Genomic DNA, 18,223 nt, shown 5'->3' with positions numbered 1-18,223 from the left:
AGTCCCTGACACAGAAGGGGCGATCCCAGTTCACGGAGTGGTTATGAAGAAAATATTATTCCTGTTTACCCTGCTTTGCTCAATTTCTCTGGCGCCGGCGGTGAGTGCAGATGTTTTACCAGAATTTGATGACAACGAGCCGGTGGTAACCATTCGCCACGGGGAAGAAGCCACATACTTTGAGTATCGGGTCAATGGCAAACTGAAGGAGATAAAAGTTGAGCCTGTGATCGGTGCAACCTATTATCTGAGGCCCACAGAAGAGGGTGAGTTTCAGCGATTTGAAGATTCAACCCTGATGTTACCTAAATGGATTCTTTTCAGCTGGTAAGAAGATAAGCGGTATTTATGGCTGTATATACAGAAGTGAGTAAGACAGATCTGGAAACCCTGTTAAAGGATTACGATCTGGGGAAATTGATAGATTTCAAAGGGATTGACGGCGGTATCGAAAACACCAACTACTTTGTTACCCTTAATAACGAAGGCCTGCAGCAGGAGTATGTACTCACTCTTTTCGAAGAGTTGAATCAGGACGAGATGCCCTACTTTGTCGAGCTGACCACCTGGCTGGCAGAGCGTGGCTGTCCGGTGCCTTTCCCGTTCAAGGACAACAACGGTATCGCCCTGAAAAGCCTGCATGGCCGCCCGGCACTCTTGCAACCCCGACTGTCCGGCCATCATATCGAAACCCTGACCGAGAGCCATTGCAGCCAGATCGGTGCGGCACTGGCACAGTTTCACCAGGCTGGGCGTGATTTTTACCTGCAACGTCAGGCCCACCGGGGGGTTTTCTGGTGGCGCCGTGAGTCACAACATATTGCCGATAAGCTATCGGATGAGGATGCACAACTACTGCGCACTGAGGTTGATCTGTTTGATCAGCTGCGTGAGCAGCCCTGGAATCTGCCACAAGGCGCTATCCACGGCGATCTGTTCTATGATAACGCGCTGTTTGAGGGTGATAAGCTAAGCGCCATTCTGGATATCTATAACGCCTGTACCGGATATCTGCTATACGATCTGGCAATTGTCGCCAACGACTGGTGCGTCAACGCCGATGGCTCGATTGATCCGCTGCGGGAACAGGCACTCCTGACCGCCTATGGCAAAGTCAGACCCTTCGACGAAAATGAATACCTCGCCTGGCCACAGCTGGTGCGTACTGCGGCGATGCGTTTCTGGTTGTCCCGCCTGATCCCGGCGCTGGACCCCGGTTCCACCCAGAAGATTAAAGACCCGGAAGAGTTCCGGCGGATACTGCTACAGCGGATTAAGACCCCCGCGACGTTGCCATAGCTAGTGGCTAGCCGGATTTTCTGGAAACCTCAGGGGGAGCGCCAACTATTTTTCTTTTAAGGCCCCACTAATGTCAGCCCTTTGATATTCCAGATAAGAAGGCTTTTCCTAACCACTGGCAAGTCACATTTTTAGTGACTCCAAGCGACTAACGGCTGCAGTTCCCCGCTTTGCGTCTGGCTACTCACCGCAGGCGCAGCTATAATCCCCTACTGAATATTTATACAGCTATCTGAAGAAGCCCTATGGACGTATCCCATCTCCTTGATTCCCTTAATGAAGCTCAGCGGGAAGCGGTCTCCGCACCGGTCTGCAATATGCTGGTACTGGCCGGTGCCGGCTCCGGTAAGACTCGTGTCCTGGTACACCGGATCGCCTGGCTGGTGCAGACAGAGGGATTATCGCCCTACTCAATCATGGCGGTAACCTTTACCAATAAAGCCGCTAAAGAGATGCGTGGACGAATTGAGGAGCTGATGGGGCTGAACCCCAGCGGCATGTGGGTCGGCACGTTCCACGGTCTGGCTCACCGGATTCTGCGGGCTCACTGGCGCGATGCCGGACTGATGGAAAACTTCCAGATAATGGATTCCGATGATCAGCTGCGACTGATCAAGCGGCTCGCCAAAGAGATGAATCTCGATGACAGCCGCTGGCCGGCCCGGCAGTTCCAGTGGTATATCAATGCCCAGAAAGATGAAGGCCTGCGAGCCCGCCATATCGATCCCGGCGGAGATCCCTATGCTCAGGTAATGGTCAATGTGTATAGCGCCTATGAGGATGCTTGCGATCGCGGTGGCATGGTCGACTTTGGCGAGCTGCTGCTACGCTGCCTGGAACTGCTGCGTGACCATAACCCTGCACTGCTGGAGCACTATCAGGAACGCTTCCGGTATATTCTGGTAGACGAATTTCAGGACACCAACTCAATCCAGTATGCCTGGCTGAAGATGCTTTGCCAGCCACTTGATCCCCGTAAGCCGAAACCTGAAAAGCTGATGGCGGTAGGTGATGATGATCAGTCGATCTACGGCTGGCGTGGCGCTAAGATCGAAAACATACAGCGCTTCAACCAGGATTATCACGAAACGATGGTGGTTAAGCTGGAGCAGAACTACCGTTCCAGCAACACGATTCTGCAGGCAGCCAATGATGTTATCCGCAACAATCAGGGGCGCTTAGGCAAAGAACTGCGCACAGATCAGCCGGATGGTGAGCAGATATCACTGTATGCCGCCTTCAATGAACAGGATGAATCCCGGTTCATTGTTGACCAGATCGACAGCTGGGTACGCCAGGGTAATCTTCGCAGTGAGAGCGCAATTCTGTACCGCTCCAACGCTCAGTCCCGGGTCTTGGAGGAAGCACTGATCCGGGCAGGAATGCCTTACCGCATCTATGGCGGTCAACGCTTCTATGATCGCCTGGAAATTAAAAACGCTCTCGCCTATCTGCGGCTGATCAGCAATCGTGAAGATGATACGGCCATGGAACGGGTCGTCAATGTACCGACCCGGGGGATTGGCGGCAAAACGATCGAAGAAGTGCGCTTGCACGCCCGCACAGAGGGCGTTTCTATGTGGCGCGCAGCGAACGAGGTGATCGAACTAAACAAACTCAGCGCCCGGGCGGCTAACGCCCTGCAGGCCTTTCTCGATCTGGTCAACCAGATGGCTCAGGATACCGAAGGTACCGATCTGCATGAACAGACTGAACATGCGATTAAAACCTCAGGGCTGATCGAGCACCATCTGAAAGAGAAAGGCGAAAAAGCGCAGGCTCGGGTGGAAAACCTGGAAGAGCTGATCAGTGCTGCGCGTCAGTACCTGTCCACCTGGCAGCCAGATAAAGAGGGCAATGAGAACAGCACGCCGCTGACCGCCTTCCTCGATGATGCGGCACTGGATGCCGGTGAAGCCCAGGCCGATGAGCATCAGGACTCAGTACAGCTGATGACCCTGCACTCAGCCAAGGGACTTGAGTTTCCGCTGGTCTTCCTCGCCGGTATGGAGGAAGGCCTGTTCCCCCATAAGATGTCTATTGAGGAACCGGGACGTCTCGAAGAGGAGCGACGACTCTGCTACGTGGGGATCACCCGCGCCATGCAGAAGCTGTTTATCACCTATGCTGAATCACGGCGCCTGCATGGCAATGAAACCTTTAACCGCCCCTCCCGCTTTATCCGCGAGATACCGGACAACTGCCTGGAAGAGGTGCGCCTGAATGCCAGCGTCAGCCGACCGGTCACCGCGCGTCAGCCGCAACGCCCTTCGATGTTTGATAACGCCGAAGTGCCGGACACACAAATTGTGCTCGGACAGCGGGTGAGCCACCAGATCTTCGGCGATGGCATTGTGGTGAATTATGAAGGCTCGGGACCAAAAGCCCGGGTCCAGGTTAATTTTGACTCCGAGGGGAGTAAGTGGCTGGTGGTTGGTTACGCTAATCTGCAACCGGCGTAAGCGATAAGATAATCACCAATTTCTCCTTTTCTTACCGGTGCAACTGCCGATACAGTGTTCTGAAACAGTCTGAAAGGAACCGGGATGTTACACAGAATCTGGCTGGGATTTTTCCTGCTCGCCTTTGCCGGCGGCCTGTATCAGTGGCTGGCAGGAGGCGATGCCGACATCTTTCAACGGATGGTGCAGTCAACCTTCGATATGTCGAAGCTCTCGGTTGAACTGGCGCTGGGACTGATCGGCACACTGGCCTTCTGGCTCGGCATCATGAAACTGGCAGAGGCGGCCGGGCTGGTGGAAAAGCTGGCCAACGGTCTCAGCCCGCTGTTTACCCGACTGATGCCGGAAGTCCCCAAAGGTCACCCGGCGATCGGATCAATGACGATGAATCTGTCGGCCAATATGCTGGGACTGGATAATGCGGCCACCCCGCTGGGGCTGAAAGCGATGCAGGATCTGCAGCAGCTTAATCCGGATAAGGCCCGCGCCACCAATGCCCAGATTCTGTTTCTGGTATTAAATACATCTTCCGTCACCCTGTTTCCGATCACAGTGTTTCTCTACCGGGCCCAGCAGGGATCAACTGACCCCACCTCGGTTTTCATTCCGATCCTGATTGCCACCTGCTGCTCCACTCTGGCAGGGCTGCTGGCCGTTGCCTGGGTGCAAAAGATCCGCCTGTGGGAACGGGTCACACTGTTCTACCTTGGCGGCTTCTTTGCCCTTCTGCTGGCGTTTATTGGTTACTTTGCCACGCTGACGGTCGAACAGTTGCAGCAACAGTCGTCTCTGATTGGTAACCTGATGATCTTCAGTGCGATTATCTGCTTTCTCGGAGTGGCCCACCTGAAAGGGGTGAATATCTATGAAACCTTTGTCGAGGGGGCTAAGGAGGGGTTTTCTGTCGCCATCATGATCATCCCCTACCTACTGGCGATGCTGGTAGCGATCGGCGTCTTCCGCGCCAGCGGCGTAATGGATGGGGTAATCTGGCTGCTGCGGGAGGGAGTATCACTGCTGGGCATGGACACCCGTTTTGTTGATGCCCTGCCCACCGCGTTAATGAAACCGCTGAGCGGCTCCGGCGCCCGGGCGATGATGCTTGATGCTATCGGCACCCATGGCGTGGATTCATTCGCCGGTCGCCTGGCGGCGATTATTCAGGGCTCGACCGAAACCACCTTCTATGTCCTGGCGGTCTATTTCGGTTCAGTGGGCGTACGCCACACCCGCCATGCACTGGCCTGCGGTCTGACCGCCGACCTGGCAGGCATTATCAGTGCGATTGTGGTGGGATACTGGTTCTTTGGTTAACCGAGAGCTTATTGTCCGAAATCCAGCGCCCGGATATGACCATGGCCATCAATGGCGACCTGTACACACTCGGTTTCTGATACTTTGCGAAGATCCCGCCCATCGGGACAGCATCCCCAGACCTCAACATTGATGCGCAAGGAACTGGTGCCCTGCTCCTTGATACGGGTATAAAAACTCAGAATAGTGCCTTCAAGCACCGGCGCCATAAAACTCATTGCCCCGATTGAGACGGTAGCAACCCTGCCCTCCGCCGCTTCCCCGGCACGGATCTCTGCGGCCAGAACCGCCTGCGATGCAACCCAGCCGCCATAGACGTCACCAAACATATTGGCTGCACTGCCAGAAGCGGGACAGCGAAGGCTTAGTTCACCTTCGGGCTTTAAGAGCGTTTTATCGGTATTCATATCGGGTCTGTTTCCGCATTGTATTTATATTTACTGGGTATATTTTACTACCAAATACCCGACCAAGGTCTAGCTAAAAAAAGTTTGTCTCGGAGAACCGCCAAGAGAAAATGTTTCAACATGTCACATGTTTGTCACAAAACACCCTTATATTCCTCACATCGAATCAAAACTGATCGTTTTTAAAGCGTATTCAAACCATACTCTGTGGAGCTTGTAATGAAACCAATGAAGAAAATTTTTGCAGCCGTTGCCCTGACCGCAACCTGCCTGACTGCATCTGCATCAGACCTGCTGGATCCAAACCTGCCAACTTACAACAAAGCTTCCGGAGTTTCTGGCAACTTGTCTTCTGTAGGTTCAGACACTCTTGCGAACCTGATGACTCTGTGGGCTGAAGAGTTCAAGCGTAACTACCCAAATGTTAACGTTCAGATTCAGGCGGCGGGTTCTTCTACTGCACCACCCGCGCTGACTGAAGGAACCTCTAACATGGGTCCTATGTCTCGTAAGATGAAAGACAAGGAACTGGAAGCGTTTGAGAAGAAATTCGGTTACAAGCCAACACCTGTTGCCGTTGCAATCGACGCACTGGCAGTATTCGTAAACAAGGATAATGCAATTGAAGGCCTGACTATTCCACAGGTTGACGCGATCTTCTCTGCTACCCGTAAATGCGGTCTTGCTGAAGAGGTTAATACCTGGGCAGATGTCGGTGCGACAGGTGCAATCGCAGCTCAGGGCTTCCAGGTTTTCGGTCGTAACTCAGTATCCGGTACTTACGGTTACTTCAAGAAGAAAGCGCTGTGTAAAGGTGACTTCCGTAATAACGTAAACGAGCAGCCAGGATCCGCTTCTGTTGTGCAGTCAGTGTCTACTTCCCTGAACGGTATCGGTTACTCAGGTATCGGTTACAAGACCTCTTCTGTTCGCGCCCTGGCTCTGACAAAGAAAGCCGGTACGCCTTTCGTAGAAGCAACTCCAGAGAACGCACTGAACGGTTCTTATCCTCTGGCCCGTGCCCTGTATGTCTACATCAACAAGAAACCAGGTCAGGAGCTGGCGCCTCTGGAGCGTGAATTCCTGAAGATGGTAATGTCTAAAGTAGGCCAGGAAGTGGTTGTGAAAGATGGTTACATTCCACTGCCAGCCTCTCTGGTTGAGAAGCAGATGAAGGAACTGGGCCTGTAATACAGACCTGTTACCCAGGAATTACTGAGCGACGCCCAGCGCGTCGAGACAGTAAACCAATCTGAAAGAGGAGCCCATGAGGGCTCCTTTTTTCGTCTGTAGCGCTTTATTACAGAGCTGTAACATATCTGTCATAAATTACGTTTATCTTTGCGCCATAACTTTTATCATTGTAGAAATATGTCATGAATATTGAGAACAACTCCGTTATTCCTGATCTGGATTTTAACTCACCAGCAGCACGTCGTAGCCGGAAATTCCGCGCTTTTAAAGATAAAACTGCATCCGTGGGTATTGGTCTGGGTGGTGTCAGCGTAATCATCGCGATCCTTTTGATCTTTTTCTACCTTCTTTATGAAGTAATACCGATGTTCCGTGGAGCTGAAGTTGAGCCCTGGAAACATAATGAGCAGGTTGTTGAACCTTATGCGGTTCCTGGCTCAGGACAAACCCTCTACATGGCGATGGAAGAGCAGGCTGAGATAGGTTTAAGGGTTACCGATCTGGGCGAGCTTAACTTTTTCAGCACCCTGACGGGTGAATTAATGAAAACGGTTCAGGCCCCTCTGCCAGCCGGAACCAGCATTACCAGCTTTGCCCTGGCCTCAGAGAACAGCCACTCTTTTGCACTGGGTCTGAGTAACGGCCAGGCACTGGTGTTCAAACATGAATATAAGTCCACCTACCCCGGCGGCGAGCGGGTGATATTACCCACGATCACGTATCCACTGGGAGAAGCCCCTATCGACGTCGCGTCGGTCGCCCTGAATCTACTGGCATTCAATGGCTCTGAAGGTAACTTTGCGCTGATTGGTGGCACACAACAAAACATGCAGGCCGTGTTTATCTCTCAAACAGAAAACCTGTTTACCGGCGACATTGAGCTTGAACAAACCACCACGGCACTACCTGATCTGGGTATCAAGATTAGAAAAATGCTGATGATGCCTGACCTGGCCTGGCTATTGGTTGCCGGGGAAAGTGGCAAAATGGAAGTTATCAATCTGCGTGACCGTGACGCACCGGTTATCACACAGGTGCTGGATGCATCATCCAGCAAGATCACAACCTTTGACCTGTTACTCGGCGGAAACGCTATCCTGATTGGCAATGAAAAGGGTCAAATCTCCCAATGGTTTCTGGTCAGAAACGATAAAGGGGAGTGGTTGATGACTAAAATCCGCGAGTTCGAAACCGGCAATTCACCGGTGATTGATCTTGCCATTGAGCATCGTCGTAAAGGGTTTGTCACTATCGATGCGGCTGGCGACCTGCGCATATTCAATAGCACCGCTAACGTTAATGTCCTGACCCAGAAAGTCGCACAGGCAAATGCCTCCATGATCACCCTGGCACCCCGGGCTAACGCAGCGCTGATAGAAGAAGCTGGCAAGCTGACCCTGTTGCACATCGATAATGAGCACCCGGAAGTATCCTGGAGCGCGCTCTGGGGTAAAGTCTGGTATGAGGGTCATGAAAAACCTAAATACGTCTGGCAGTCCTCGGCTGCAAACAATGACTTCGAGCCAAAATACAGCCTGATGCCGTTGGCATTCGGCACACTTAAAGCCGCATTTTATGCGATGCTGCTGGCGACACCCCTGGCAATCTGTGGTGCTATTTATACCGCCTACTTTATGGTGCCGTCACTGCGGCGCAAGGTGAAACCCTTTATCGAGCTGATGGAAGCACTGCCGACGGTCATCCTCGGGTTTCTGGCGGGCCTCTGGCTAGCCCCCTTCATGGAGGAAAACCTGCCGGGCATCTTTGTCACCTTGCTAATGCTACCCGCGGCAATATTAGGCTTTGCCTTCTGCTGGGCACAGATGCCGAAAAAGATTCGCTGGCTGGTCCCTGACGGCTGGGATGCGCTGCTGCTGATTCCGGTGATTATCCTGGCCACCTGGGGCAGTATTGCCATCAGCCCTTCGCTGGAGCTGGTGTTATTTGATGGCAATATGCGCCACTGGCTGACTAACGATCTGGGTATCGCTTATGATCAGCGCAACGCAATGGTGATTGGTATTGCGATGGGCTTTGCCGTTATTCCAACCATCTTCTCGATCACTGAAGATGCGATCTTTGCGGTGCCGAAGCACCTTAGCTACGGATCTCTGGCGTTAGGCGCGACCCCATGGCAGACCCTTACCCGGGTTGTCATGCCAACCGCCAGCCCGGGTATCTTTTCGGCCGTGATGATCGGTATGGGTCGTGCCGTCGGCGAAACCATGATCGTACTGATGGCGACCGGTAATACGCCGATTATGGATGTCAACATATTCGAGGGGATGCGAACTCTGGCGGCCAACATCGCGGTGGAAATGCCCGAAGCTGAAGTCGCTAGTACACACTATCGAATCCTGTTCCTGGCTGCTTTTGTGCTGTTTATGTTTACCTTTATGGTAAACACCCTGGCGGAAGTAATCCGTCAGCGACTGCGCAATAAGTATGGCTCCCTTTAACCTGAGTTGTTGAGGAAATATACGATTATGAACATCTCAGTAAAAGATTGGTTTAAGTCTGGCTCACCCTGGGTATGGATGAATGCCGGGGCGGTAGCCATCAGTATTATTATGGTTGTTGGCCTGCTGGGCCTGATCGCGGTACGTGGTCTGAGCCACTTCTGGCCAGCGGATATTCTTCAGGGTACTTATACCCAGAATGGAGAAACCCGTACGATCACCGGTGAAGTCGTTGAAACCAGTGAAGTATTGACAAAGCAGCTGATCGAAGCGGGCATAAATCTTCCCGAAGACAATGAGTTCTCTATCCGGCATCTGCTGAAAATTGGTAACCGGGACGTTTATGGTTCTGATTTCACCTGGGTACTGGAAGACTTTTTATCCGACCAGTCTCGCCCCGAAATGCTGTTTACCGCCGAACGACGCGAATGGGGAAACCTGTACGGTTATCTGCGTAGCATAAAAGAGTCCGGCAATGAGGTCGCTCGTTACGAAGGCTATGAGCCTTCCTCCGAGTACCTGGCCCTGTGGGATAACCTAGAAGCGCGGATTCAACGGGCTCTGGATATTCACGAAGATATTCTCCAGATAGAGAAACATGAGATCGGCGCAATTAACTATGAACTGGAGCGCCTGCGCCTTAAAGAGCGCAGCCTGCAACTTAAAAATGTCACCGAAACGGCGCCTTTTGCTAAAATTGAGCAGCGCCGTAAAGAGCTTGACGATGAGTATGAAAACTTGCAGCAACGCCTGATAGACCTCTACACCGACATTAACCGTGACTCTCTGACAGCTGAAGTTGCCAACGGTAAGGTTGTTGAGGTTCAACTGGCAAAAGTCGTTCGCGCTTTCCGGCCTAACGCTATGGGTATCGGTCAGAAGAGCCTTCACTATGCGGCTAAGCTCTGGGAGTTTGTCAGCGAAGATCCACGTGAGGCTAATACAGAAGGCGGAATTTTTCCGGCGATCTTTGGCACGGTGATGATGGTTCTGTTGATGTCTCTGCTGGTGACGCCATTTGGCGTTATCGCGGCGGTTTATCTGCGGGAATACGCCAAACAGGGGTTTGTCACCCGTCTGATCCGTATCGCGGTGAACAATCTGGCAGGCGTGCCGTCTATCGTCTACGGTGTATTTGGTCTGGGCTTCTTTGTCTACTTCCTTGGCGGTAACATTGACGACCTGTTCTTCCCCGAAGCCAAGCCCGCACCCACTTTTGGTACGCCGGGTCTGATGTGGGCCTCCCTGACGCTGGCATTGCTGACCGTGCCGGTCGTGATCGTTGCGACTGAAGAGGGACTCAGCCGTATACCCCGCTCGGTTCGCGAGGGTAGCCTGGCACTGGGAGCAACCAAATTTGAAACCCTGATGAAGGTTGTACTGCCGATGGCAAGCCCGGCCATGATGACCGGCGTCATCCTGGCAATCGCCCGTGCGGCAGGCGAAGTAGCACCACTGATGCTGGTGGGTGTGGTTAAACTGGCGCCCAGCCTGCCACTGGATGGTAACTACCCGTTTATCCACCTGGATCAGAAATTTATGCATCTGGGCTTCCATATCTATGATGTGGGTTTCCAGAGCCCTAACGTTGAAGCTGCACGGCCATTGGTATATGCCACCGCCCTGCTGTTGGTGGCGGTCATCGCATTGCTGAACATGTCAGCGATTGCAATCCGTAACCACCTGCGAGAAAAATACAAAGCACTGGAAATGTAAGCCATGAATAATATATTGATTCATTCATTGCGATTCGTAACCAGTAGCTTTAACGAACAATACCAAGCGCTTGAGATGTAAGCCGAACACTAGATAGGTTTAATGATGACTATGGAAGCTAAAACCCATTCAATCGATATTTCCGCGTTGCAGCGCCAGAATCAGAGCCTGCGCCTGGAAGATGAGACCATTGCCCTGACTGTACGCGATCTCCAGCTATATTATGGTGATAAACGTGCTCTGCATGGCATTAACATGGATATCCCGAAAAACCGGGTGACCGCCTTTATCGGTCCATCCGGTTGCGGTAAATCAACACTGTTGCGCTGCTTTAACCGGATGAATGATCTGGTCGACAGCTGCCGTATCGAAGGCCAGATGAGCCTGTATGATGAGAACATCTACGAGCGCGGTGTCGATGTTGCAGACCTGCGTCGCCGCGTCGGCATGGTGTTCCAGAAGCCGAACCCATTCCCAAAAAGCATCTATGAAAACGTTGCCTACGGACTGCGTATTCAGGGGATCAATAAAAAGCGTGTAATCGACGAAACTGTCGAGTGGGCATTAAAATCTGCCGCGCTATGGGATGAAGTTAAAGACCGGCTGCACGAAAGTGCCCTGGGCATGTCCGGCGGACAGCAGCAGCGTCTGGTTATCGCCCGGACTATCGCAGTAAAGCCTGAAGTGCTGCTACTGGATGAGCCGGCATCAGCGCTTGACCCGATCTCTACGCTGAAAATCGAAGAGCTGATCAATGAGCTGAAAAAAGATTTCACCATTGTAATCGTAACCCATAACATGCAGCAGGCAGCCCGGGTTTCTGATTACACTGCATTTATGTATATGGGCGATCTAATCGAGTTTGGTGTAACAGACCATCTGTTCACCAACCCCGCGAAAAAACAAACAGAAGACTACATTACCGGTCGTTACGGTTAATTAGGGGAGAACTATAATGAGTTACGAACAGGACCGTCATAGCAATCACATCTCCCAGAGCTTCAATGAAGAGCTGGAGCAGATCCGTACCGAATTGCTAACCATGGGAGGCCTCGTTGAGCGTCAGCTGAGTGATGCGGTTAATGCACTGGTAGCCGGTGATACAGAGCAGGCAGAGCAGGCCCGTAAGAGCGACCAGTCGATCAATGATATGGAGATGATGATCGATGAGCAGTGCACACTGATCATCGCCCGGCGTCAGCCAGCCGCAGCCGACCTGCGTCTGATTATCTCGGTCAGTAAAGCCACCAGCGACCTTGAGCGAATCGGCGATGAGACCAGTCGGATCTGCCGCTATGCCATTGAGCTGGCCAATGATGGCAAAAACGTCCGCGGTTATCAGGAGGTTCGCCATATCGGTAATCTGGTACGCGATATGCTGCAAAACTGTCTCACGGCGTTTGCCCGCAGTGATGCAGAGATGGCGTATAAGGTGGCTAAGCAGGATAAAGAGGTGGATTCAGAGTACCGCACCGCGATGCGCTCACTGATGACCTACATGATGGAAGATCCCCGCTATATCACCAGTATCATGAACGTTATGTGGATACTGCGTGGCCTGGAGCGGATTGGCGATCATGCCCGCAATATGGCAGAACACCTGATCTATCTGGTCAGTGGCACCGACGTTCGCCATAGCAGCCTGAAAGATATTAAACGTACCGTGCGCGAAGTTGAGCAGAAAAAATAAACCGCTGGTTTCGACAGCTATTAAAAAGGCAGCGTTAAGCTGCCTTTTTAATATCCGGGTTTTATCTCAGGTGCGCCTCAGCGTCGTAACTCTGAAATGCGCAGAGCGATTTTGCCACCACTCACCGGCTGAGCGGTAAGTTCCAGACCGTTAGCCTGATATCTTCCGGTGTTCTTCAGTTCAGACATAACTTCAGATGGGAGGTTACCGCCACTCCAGCCGGGTGCTATCTGTTTCATCGAGAGCAGAAAAACCGCATCAAGATCCCACAAGTCACCCTTCATATCACAAACTGCTTCACCCGCTTTACGCGGTTTATTACTCTGGCCCCCCAGCCCTCCCTGGGGTTGACTCTTTAGATCAACTGACACGCTTCCACCCTGTATTGATTCGGTTTAATTTCACTTACATCCTGCACAGTATAAAGCATCATCACTTACTTCAGTTCTAACTGCCGCTGGTGAATTTTAACTTAATTAAAAAACCTGTTGTACTACGTATTTAATGATTTACAAACAAACAGGAGAACGTGGGCATAGTTAAACGGAGTGCACCGATAACCGGACTAACAGTAATCGGCAAAGGGGGGAAAACGCGCAATAAGCCCTTCACGGCCTAACTCACGCAACAATTTGATATTACGCTCTGGAATCTGTTCCGGATTGGCATAGTGAGTCAGCGCACGGCTCATCTCAGCCTCTCTGATGATATGAAACGCAGGCCAGGGGGAACGGTTGCTCCAGTGGCTCAGATCATCTTCAGGGACCCCTGCAAAGCGATACGCCGGGTGAAAGCTGGCGAGCTGCAGCACACCATCCAGTCCGGCCTGCTCCAGCAGATCTTCAAACAACCGCAGATGATCCAGATAGTCGTAAAAATCTTCCAGTCCGACAGGCACTATAAACAACGTGGTCGATATCTCATGCTCATCCGCCTTAAGCATCAACTCAACCTCTGCCAGAAAAGCAGCGACCAGTGCTTCGTCCTCCTGAGCCGGGGTAACCGCATAGCGCAGAGTGTTATCTCTCACCACCGGCGCAGCAAACGGGCACAGATTCAACCCGACGACCATCGTTTCCACCCACTGACGGGTAAGCGCTTCTACCTCGGCGGGCGCATAGCCCGGCTGTGCTTTAATCATAAACCTGTACCTGACTCTGAACGGCGGCGAAACCGATACTTTTGACTTCAGCTAGGGTACTATACGGCCAGTTTTTTTGCTGAGAAATTATTGTGCCTGTCGCTCTGAGTCAGAACAGTTTTGATACCCGCTGGTATACCCTGAAACGCCCTGCAGCAACTGATGCGCCGCGGATCTGGCGCAGATGGTTACTCGACCGGGGGTCGTTAACTCAGCACCTAGTGCAGGCCAGTCAGGGCCACTTCAGAGTGGAAGTTGTGCGTCAGTTGTGGGGCCGACCCAGTCGCTCAGAAGCCCGGGCTCTGAATATTGATCCGCGGCAAAAGGTGCTGATACGGGAGGTCCGGCTGCTGGGTCATGAGCAGCCCTGGGTATTTGCCCGGACGATCATCCCCGCCTCAACGCTGACGGGCAAACAGCGAAAACTCAACGGGCTGGGGTGCCGCTCTCTGGGAACCGTCCTGTTTCGCGACCCAACCATGAAGCGAGGCCCGCTACAGGTGGGTCGCCTGACGCTGAACAGCGGGGAAATGGCCTGGGCACGGCGCTCGTTGTTCTATCTGGCCAATAAACCACTCCTGGTCACCGAGGTTTTCCTGCCCGCCCTGCAACAGGTAAACTACGGCCATAAATAAATTCGGATCGATCGCTATGCAATTGGGTACACAAATAATCAGCCCCGTCTGGCAACAGAAACTCAAAGCCTGTGGTGAACTGATGCGGGTGAGTAAACCGATCGGCACCTACCTGCTGCTCTGGCCTGCACTATGGGCGTTATGGATTGCAGCCGCGGGGATTCCGTCTGTCAGTTTACTCATTATCTTTGTGTTGGGAACATTCCTGATGCGCTCCGCCGGCTGCGTGATTAACGATTTTGCCGATCGCAAAATTGATGGTCATGTTAAGCGAACCGCACAACGTCCCCTGCCTTCCGGAAGAATCTCAGCTAAAGAGACGCTGATCCTGTTTGCCGCACTGCTGGCAGCTTCATTTGTACTGGTACTGTTCACCAACCAGTTGACTATTTTGCTATCCGTCGTTGCCGTGGCACTGGCATCCTGTTATCCCTTTATGAAACGCTATACCCACCTGCCTCAGGTGGTACTCGGCATGGCATTTTCCTGGGCGATACCTATGGCTTTCAGTGCGACCCTCAATGAGGTGCCAAAAATCGCCTGGCTGATCTATATCGCCGCAATTCTATGGATCATCACCTATGACACCATGTACGCAATGGTCGACCGGGACGATGATATCCGTATCGGCGTGAAATCCACCGCCGTGCTGTTCGGCGATATGGATAAAGCCATTATCGGCTTGCTGCAACTGCTGACTCTGGCAATTTTCATCATGCTGGGTATCGATCTGAATATGTCTTTCTGGTTCTATCTGGGCCTGCTGGGTATGGGCGGATTTTTTATCTACCAGCAATATCTCATCAGAGAACGTCAGCGCGAAGCCTGTTTCACTGCATTTCTGAATAACAATTATGCGGGTATGGCGGTTTTTATCGGTTTATTTATCCATTATCTGACAACCTGATGACAATTACCCTTCCACTGGAACTTTTGTCATATTTCTGTAACAGTTTCATAATCTAATATGACCGTCTTAATACATAGAATAAATGAGGTGATTGGTCATGACATCGGGTAAACGCGTTCTGATTGTTGACGACGAGGCTCCGATTCGCGAGATGATCGCTGTTGCACTCGAAATGGCTGGATATGATTGTATGGAGGCCGATTCCGCACAAGCGGCCCATCCAATGATCATTGATCGCAAGCCGGATATGGTTCTGCTGGACTGGATGATGCCGGGTATCAGCGGTATCGAATTTGCGCGTCGTCTGCGGAAAGACGAAATGACTTCAGATATTCCGATCATCATGCTGACCGCCAAAACCGATGAAGATAATAAGATTCAGGGGCTGGAAACCGGTATCGATGACTATATCACCAAGCCGTTTTCTCCACGTGAGCTGGTCGCCCGCCTGAAGACTGTCCTGCGACGGACAACACCGAAGGGGGTCGAGGAACCGATCACCATTGACGGTCTGACCCTTGATCCGGTATCTCACCGGGTCAGTTCAGAGCTTAAACCTCTGGAACTGGGACCCACCGAATTCCGCCTGTTGCAGTTTTTCATGACTCATCAGGATCGTGCCTACACCCGTAGTCAGTTGCTCGACCTGGTTTGGGGTGGCAACGTGTATGTCGAAGAGCGTACGGTTGATGTTCACATCCGACGTCTGCGTAAAGCCCTTGGCGACCGTCACGACTACCTGATCCAGACGGTACGCGGTACCGGTTACCGGTTCTCATCCCAGGTAGCCTGAGCCTAGCCTATGTACAACTCCAGCCATACAATAGCCGGCAACCTGCTGCTAACCGTGGTTGTCGGGCTGTTTCTGGGTTTTATTATCGGCTATCCCGGCTGGACCCTGGCACTGGCACTGATCCTCTGGGGGATCTATCAGGTCAGGCAGTTTAAGCGTTTACAGCAGTGGCTGATGCGCGAAGACCACACCGATGTCCCGGAAAGTAACGGCTACTGGGGTGAACTGTTTGATGAGATCTCCAGAGACCAGAAACGTCAGCTCCAGCGGGCCCAGTCGTTACGAAAAGTTATTCACCGGTTTCAACAATCCTCTGCTGCCCTCAGCGATGCTATCGTCATTATCGATGCCCAGAACCACCTGGAGTGGTGGAACAGGGCGGCGGAAAAGCTCTTAGGAATGAAAGCTCAGACCGACCGCGGACGTTCAGTCATGAATCTGTTGCGTGATCCCCGTTTTGTCCGCTACTACCGCAAAAGCCAATATGATGATCCGCTGCAGCTGACATCACCGGTGCATAAAGATAGCGTCCTCGAATACCGCATTACCCGCTTTGGTGATGGTGACCGGATTCTGGTCGCCCGGGACATCACCCGCCTGAAGCAACTTGAACAGACCCGTCAGGATTTCGTTGCCAACGCCTCCCACGAGCTGCGTACGCCACTCACTGTGATTCGCGGCTACCTTGAGACATTCCTTGATCAGGACCTGCCACGGCCTATGCTGCGAGGTCTGAGCCAGATGGAAAACCAGTCCCGTCGCATGGAAAACCTGGTCGCCGACCTGCTGCTGCTTTCCCGACTGGAAACCAGCGCCCATGTCTCCGATGAGCTGCCGGTTCCGATCCATTCAATGATCGCGCGCATCCGCGAGGATGCTCTGGTACTGGGGCAGGATAAAGATCAGACTATCGATATGGATCTGCAAGAAAGCAGCGCCCTGCTGGGCCAGGAATCCGAGATCTACAGCGCCATCTCAAACCTGGTCTTTAACGCGGTACGCTACACTCCGGCCGGAGGCAAAATCCAGCTCCGCTGGTGGACCGATAAAGAGGGTGGCCACTTCGCCGTTAAAGATAACGGACCGGGGATCGACAGTATCCACCTGCCTCGTTTACAGGAACGTTTCTACCGGGTGGATGAAAGCCGCTCATCCGATAGCGGCGGTACCGGTCTCGGACTGGCGATTGTAAAACATGTCATGCTGCGGCATGGCGGCAAACTGACCATCAGCAGCCAACTGGACAAAGGCAGTACCTTCACCTGCCACTTCCCCCATGAACTGGTCATTCCCGCTGCCGCCAGGGAAAAAGCCCAGTAACATAAAAAAAACGCACCCAGAGTGCGTTTTTTATGCTGAGAAGTGAACCAGATCAATCAGATTAACTACGTTTATCGTCTAACTGCTGCTGACGCATTAACCCGGAAAGATCAATCTCACTGCCATCGGTATACTCCTCAACCCAGAAGATCGTCGCACCCACCACCGCCGCAGGCATAATCAACAGGTTGAACAGCGGAATCATCATACCCACAGAGATCAGTCCGCCAAACCCCACTGAGGTCAACCGGCGCTGTTTAAGGGTGTCTTTCATATCGCGAAAACTTACCCGGTTATTATCCATCGGGTAATCGCAGTACTGTATCGCCATCATCCAGCAACCAAACAGGAACAGCAGCACGGGTGCAACCATTCCCAGTACCGGTATAAAGGCCAGAATAATCAGAAACAATAACCGGGGCAGGTAATAGAACAGCTTAGCAAGCTCCCGGGCAACCGTTCTGGGGATCAGCGCCAGAATCTCCTTCCAGCCGGAATCCGTGACCGTGACACCGCGTAAACGCTGCTCAACTTTTTCGGACAAAATACCATTGAATGGTGCGGCGATAATATTTGCGACAACGCTAAAACTGTAATACACCAAAATCAGCACCAGCGCCGCCACCAGCGGCCAAAGGATATAACGCAAAAACTGCAACCAGTCCCAGTCAGGCAGTATTGAACTGAGAAGATAATCGATCCAGTAGCCCATCTGATCAAACAGCAACCAGATGGCACCGGTAAACAGAAAAATATTGATTAACAGAGGCACCACAACAAAGTGCCGAATTCCCTTCTCTGGCAACATCGCCAGACCGCGCAAGAAATAGTTTGCGCCGCGTAACGGATTTCCTTTCATCATTTCCTCAATAAATTGGAACGT

Annotated in this window: 17 protein-coding genes; 13 read left to right on the top strand and 4 right to left on the bottom strand. The window is 52.3% G+C overall.

The features are described 5' to 3' along the window. The first annotated feature begins 43 nt into the window (after positions 1-43). From KDX31_19490 to KDX31_19475, 4 genes are all read left to right on the top strand, one after another. Positions 44-331, top strand: coding sequence for a DUF2782 domain-containing protein (locus KDX31_19490; protein ID UTW03462.1), 288 nt, complete (start codon positions 44-46; stop codon positions 329-331). 17 nt (positions 332-348) lie between these two features. After that, positions 349-1,299, top strand: a complete 951-nt coding sequence (locus tag KDX31_19485; protein ID UTW03461.1) for a homoserine kinase — start codon at positions 349-351, stop codon at positions 1,297-1,299. A gap of 245 nt (positions 1,300-1,544) precedes the next feature. Then, entirely contained in the window at positions 1,545-3,761 is a 2,217-nt protein-coding gene (gene uvrD / locus KDX31_19480) for a DNA helicase II (protein ID UTW03460.1), read from the top strand. Positions 3,762-3,845: 84 nt separating this feature from the next. Beyond that, positions 3,846-5,075 (top strand): spore maturation protein, encoded by a 1,230-nt coding sequence (locus KDX31_19475; protein ID UTW03459.1) that lies wholly within the window; start codon positions 3,846-3,848, stop codon positions 5,073-5,075. An 8-nt stretch (positions 5,076-5,083) separates the two neighbouring features. Here KDX31_19475 and KDX31_19470 read toward each other — a convergent pair whose 3' ends face one another. Further along, positions 5,084-5,482: an acyl-CoA thioesterase gene (locus KDX31_19470; GenBank protein UTW03458.1), complete on the bottom strand. Its 399-nt coding sequence runs from the start codon at positions 5,480-5,482 to the stop codon at positions 5,084-5,086. 219 nt (positions 5,483-5,701) lie between these two features. Here KDX31_19470 and KDX31_19465 point away from each other — a divergent pair, with 219 nt between their 5' ends. From KDX31_19465 to phoU, 5 genes are all read left to right on the top strand, one after another. Next, the gene (locus KDX31_19465) at positions 5,702-6,673 is read left to right on the top strand and encodes a phosphate ABC transporter substrate-binding protein PstS family protein (GenBank protein UTW03457.1); all 972 of its coding nucleotides are present in this window, start codon (positions 5,702-5,704) and stop codon (positions 6,671-6,673) included. 185 nt (positions 6,674-6,858) lie between these two features. Next, positions 6,859-9,135, top strand: a complete 2,277-nt coding sequence (locus KDX31_19460; protein ID UTW03456.1) for an ABC transporter permease subunit — start codon at positions 6,859-6,861, stop codon at positions 9,133-9,135. A 27-nt stretch (positions 9,136-9,162) separates the two neighbouring features. Further along, the gene (pstA, locus tag KDX31_19455) at positions 9,163-10,851 is read left to right on the top strand and encodes a phosphate ABC transporter permease PstA (protein UTW03455.1); all 1,689 of its coding nucleotides are present in this window, start codon (positions 9,163-9,165) and stop codon (positions 10,849-10,851) included. A gap of 105 nt (positions 10,852-10,956) precedes the next feature. Next, complete coding sequence (locus KDX31_19450) at positions 10,957-11,790, top strand: phosphate ABC transporter ATP-binding protein (protein ID UTW05464.1); 834 nt, start codon at positions 10,957-10,959, stop codon at positions 11,788-11,790. Positions 11,791-11,806: 16 nt separating this feature from the next. Next, positions 11,807-12,541, top strand: coding sequence for a phosphate signaling complex protein PhoU (gene phoU / locus KDX31_19445; GenBank protein UTW03454.1), 735 nt, complete (start codon positions 11,807-11,809; stop codon positions 12,539-12,541). A 77-nt stretch (positions 12,542-12,618) separates the two neighbouring features. On the opposite strand, the gene KDX31_19440 is transcribed toward phoU, so the two are convergent. Together KDX31_19440 and KDX31_19435 are read right to left on the bottom strand one after the other, a co-directional pair. Next, positions 12,619-12,912: a hypothetical protein gene (locus KDX31_19440; GenBank protein UTW03453.1), complete on the bottom strand. Its 294-nt coding sequence runs from the start codon at positions 12,910-12,912 to the stop codon at positions 12,619-12,621. Between the two features lie 194 nt (positions 12,913-13,106). Further along, the gene (locus KDX31_19435; protein ID UTW03452.1) at positions 13,107-13,682 is read right to left on the bottom strand and encodes a DUF1415 domain-containing protein; all 576 of its coding nucleotides are present in this window, start codon (positions 13,680-13,682) and stop codon (positions 13,107-13,109) included. A gap of 86 nt (positions 13,683-13,768) precedes the next feature. Here KDX31_19435 and KDX31_19430 point away from each other — a divergent pair, with 86 nt between their 5' ends. The 4 genes from KDX31_19430 to phoR all read left to right on the top strand — a co-directional run bounded on the left by KDX31_19430 (position 13,769) and on the right by phoR (position 17,340). After that, positions 13,769-14,317, top strand: coding sequence for a chorismate lyase (locus tag KDX31_19430; GenBank protein UTW05463.1), 549 nt, complete (start codon positions 13,769-13,771; stop codon positions 14,315-14,317). 16 nt (positions 14,318-14,333) lie between these two features. Then, positions 14,334-15,224 carry a 4-hydroxybenzoate octaprenyltransferase gene (gene ubiA, locus KDX31_19425; GenBank protein ID UTW03451.1) on the top strand — a complete coding sequence of 297 codons (891 nt, stop codon included), beginning with the start codon at positions 14,334-14,336 and terminating at the stop codon, positions 15,222-15,224. Between the two features lie 100 nt (positions 15,225-15,324). Beyond that, positions 15,325-16,020: a phosphate regulon transcriptional regulator PhoB gene (gene phoB / locus KDX31_19420; protein UTW03450.1), complete on the top strand. Its 696-nt coding sequence runs from the start codon at positions 15,325-15,327 to the stop codon at positions 16,018-16,020. 9 nt (positions 16,021-16,029) lie between these two features. After that, positions 16,030-17,340: a phosphate regulon sensor histidine kinase PhoR gene (phoR, locus tag KDX31_19415; protein UTW03449.1), complete on the top strand. Its 1,311-nt coding sequence runs from the start codon at positions 16,030-16,032 to the stop codon at positions 17,338-17,340. Positions 17,341-17,401: 61 nt separating this feature from the next. Here phoR and cysZ read toward each other — a convergent pair whose 3' ends face one another. Further along, positions 17,402-18,199 (bottom strand): sulfate transporter CysZ, encoded by a 798-nt coding sequence (gene cysZ / locus KDX31_19410; protein ID UTW05462.1) that lies wholly within the window; start codon positions 18,197-18,199, stop codon positions 17,402-17,404. Between the last annotated feature and the right edge of the window lie 24 nt (positions 18,200-18,223).

The sequence above is a fragment of the Amphritea atlantica genome, assembly GCA_024397875.1.
Lineage (GTDB): Bacteria > Pseudomonadota > Gammaproteobacteria > Pseudomonadales > Balneatricaceae > Amphritea > Amphritea atlantica_B.
The sequence above is the reverse complement of the archived record's forward strand: the minus strand, read 5'-3'. Positions and strand labels throughout refer to the sequence as shown.

What these genes read in the sequence shown, in the direction of transcription:
- phoU (UTW03454.1), top strand. Translation starts at nt 11,807, where the DNA reads ATGAGTTACGAACAGGACCGTCATAGCAATCACATCTCCCAGAGCTTC.
- pstA (UTW03455.1), top strand. Translation starts at nt 9,163, where the DNA reads ATGAACATCTCAGTAAAAGATTGGTTTAAGTCTGGCTCACCCTGGGTA.
- KDX31_19470 (UTW03458.1), bottom strand. Translation starts at nt 5,482, where the DNA reads ATGAATACCGATAAAACGCTCTTAAAGCCCGAAGGTGAACTAAGCCTT.
- KDX31_19490 (UTW03462.1), top strand. Translation starts at nt 44, where the DNA reads ATGAAGAAAATATTATTCCTGTTTACCCTGCTTTGCTCAATTTCTCTG.
- KDX31_19460 (UTW03456.1), top strand. Translation starts at nt 6,859, where the DNA reads ATGAATATTGAGAACAACTCCGTTATTCCTGATCTGGATTTTAACTCA.
- cysZ (UTW05462.1), bottom strand. Translation starts at nt 18,199, where the DNA reads ATGAAAGGAAATCCGTTACGCGGCGCAAACTATTTCTTGCGCGGTCTG.
- KDX31_19435 (UTW03452.1), bottom strand. Translation starts at nt 13,682, where the DNA reads ATGATTAAAGCACAGCCGGGCTATGCGCCCGCCGAGGTAGAAGCGCTT.
- ubiA (UTW03451.1), top strand. Translation starts at nt 14,334, where the DNA reads ATGCAATTGGGTACACAAATAATCAGCCCCGTCTGGCAACAGAAACTC.
- uvrD (UTW03460.1), top strand. Translation starts at nt 1,545, where the DNA reads ATGGACGTATCCCATCTCCTTGATTCCCTTAATGAAGCTCAGCGGGAA.
- KDX31_19485 (UTW03461.1), top strand. Translation starts at nt 349, where the DNA reads ATGGCTGTATATACAGAAGTGAGTAAGACAGATCTGGAAACCCTGTTA.
- KDX31_19450 (UTW05464.1), top strand. Translation starts at nt 10,957, where the DNA reads ATGACTATGGAAGCTAAAACCCATTCAATCGATATTTCCGCGTTGCAG.
- KDX31_19475 (UTW03459.1), top strand. Translation starts at nt 3,846, where the DNA reads ATGTTACACAGAATCTGGCTGGGATTTTTCCTGCTCGCCTTTGCCGGC.
- phoB (UTW03450.1), top strand. Translation starts at nt 15,325, where the DNA reads ATGACATCGGGTAAACGCGTTCTGATTGTTGACGACGAGGCTCCGATT.
- KDX31_19465 (UTW03457.1), top strand. Translation starts at nt 5,702, where the DNA reads ATGAAACCAATGAAGAAAATTTTTGCAGCCGTTGCCCTGACCGCAACC.
- phoR (UTW03449.1), top strand. Translation starts at nt 16,030, where the DNA reads ATGTACAACTCCAGCCATACAATAGCCGGCAACCTGCTGCTAACCGTG.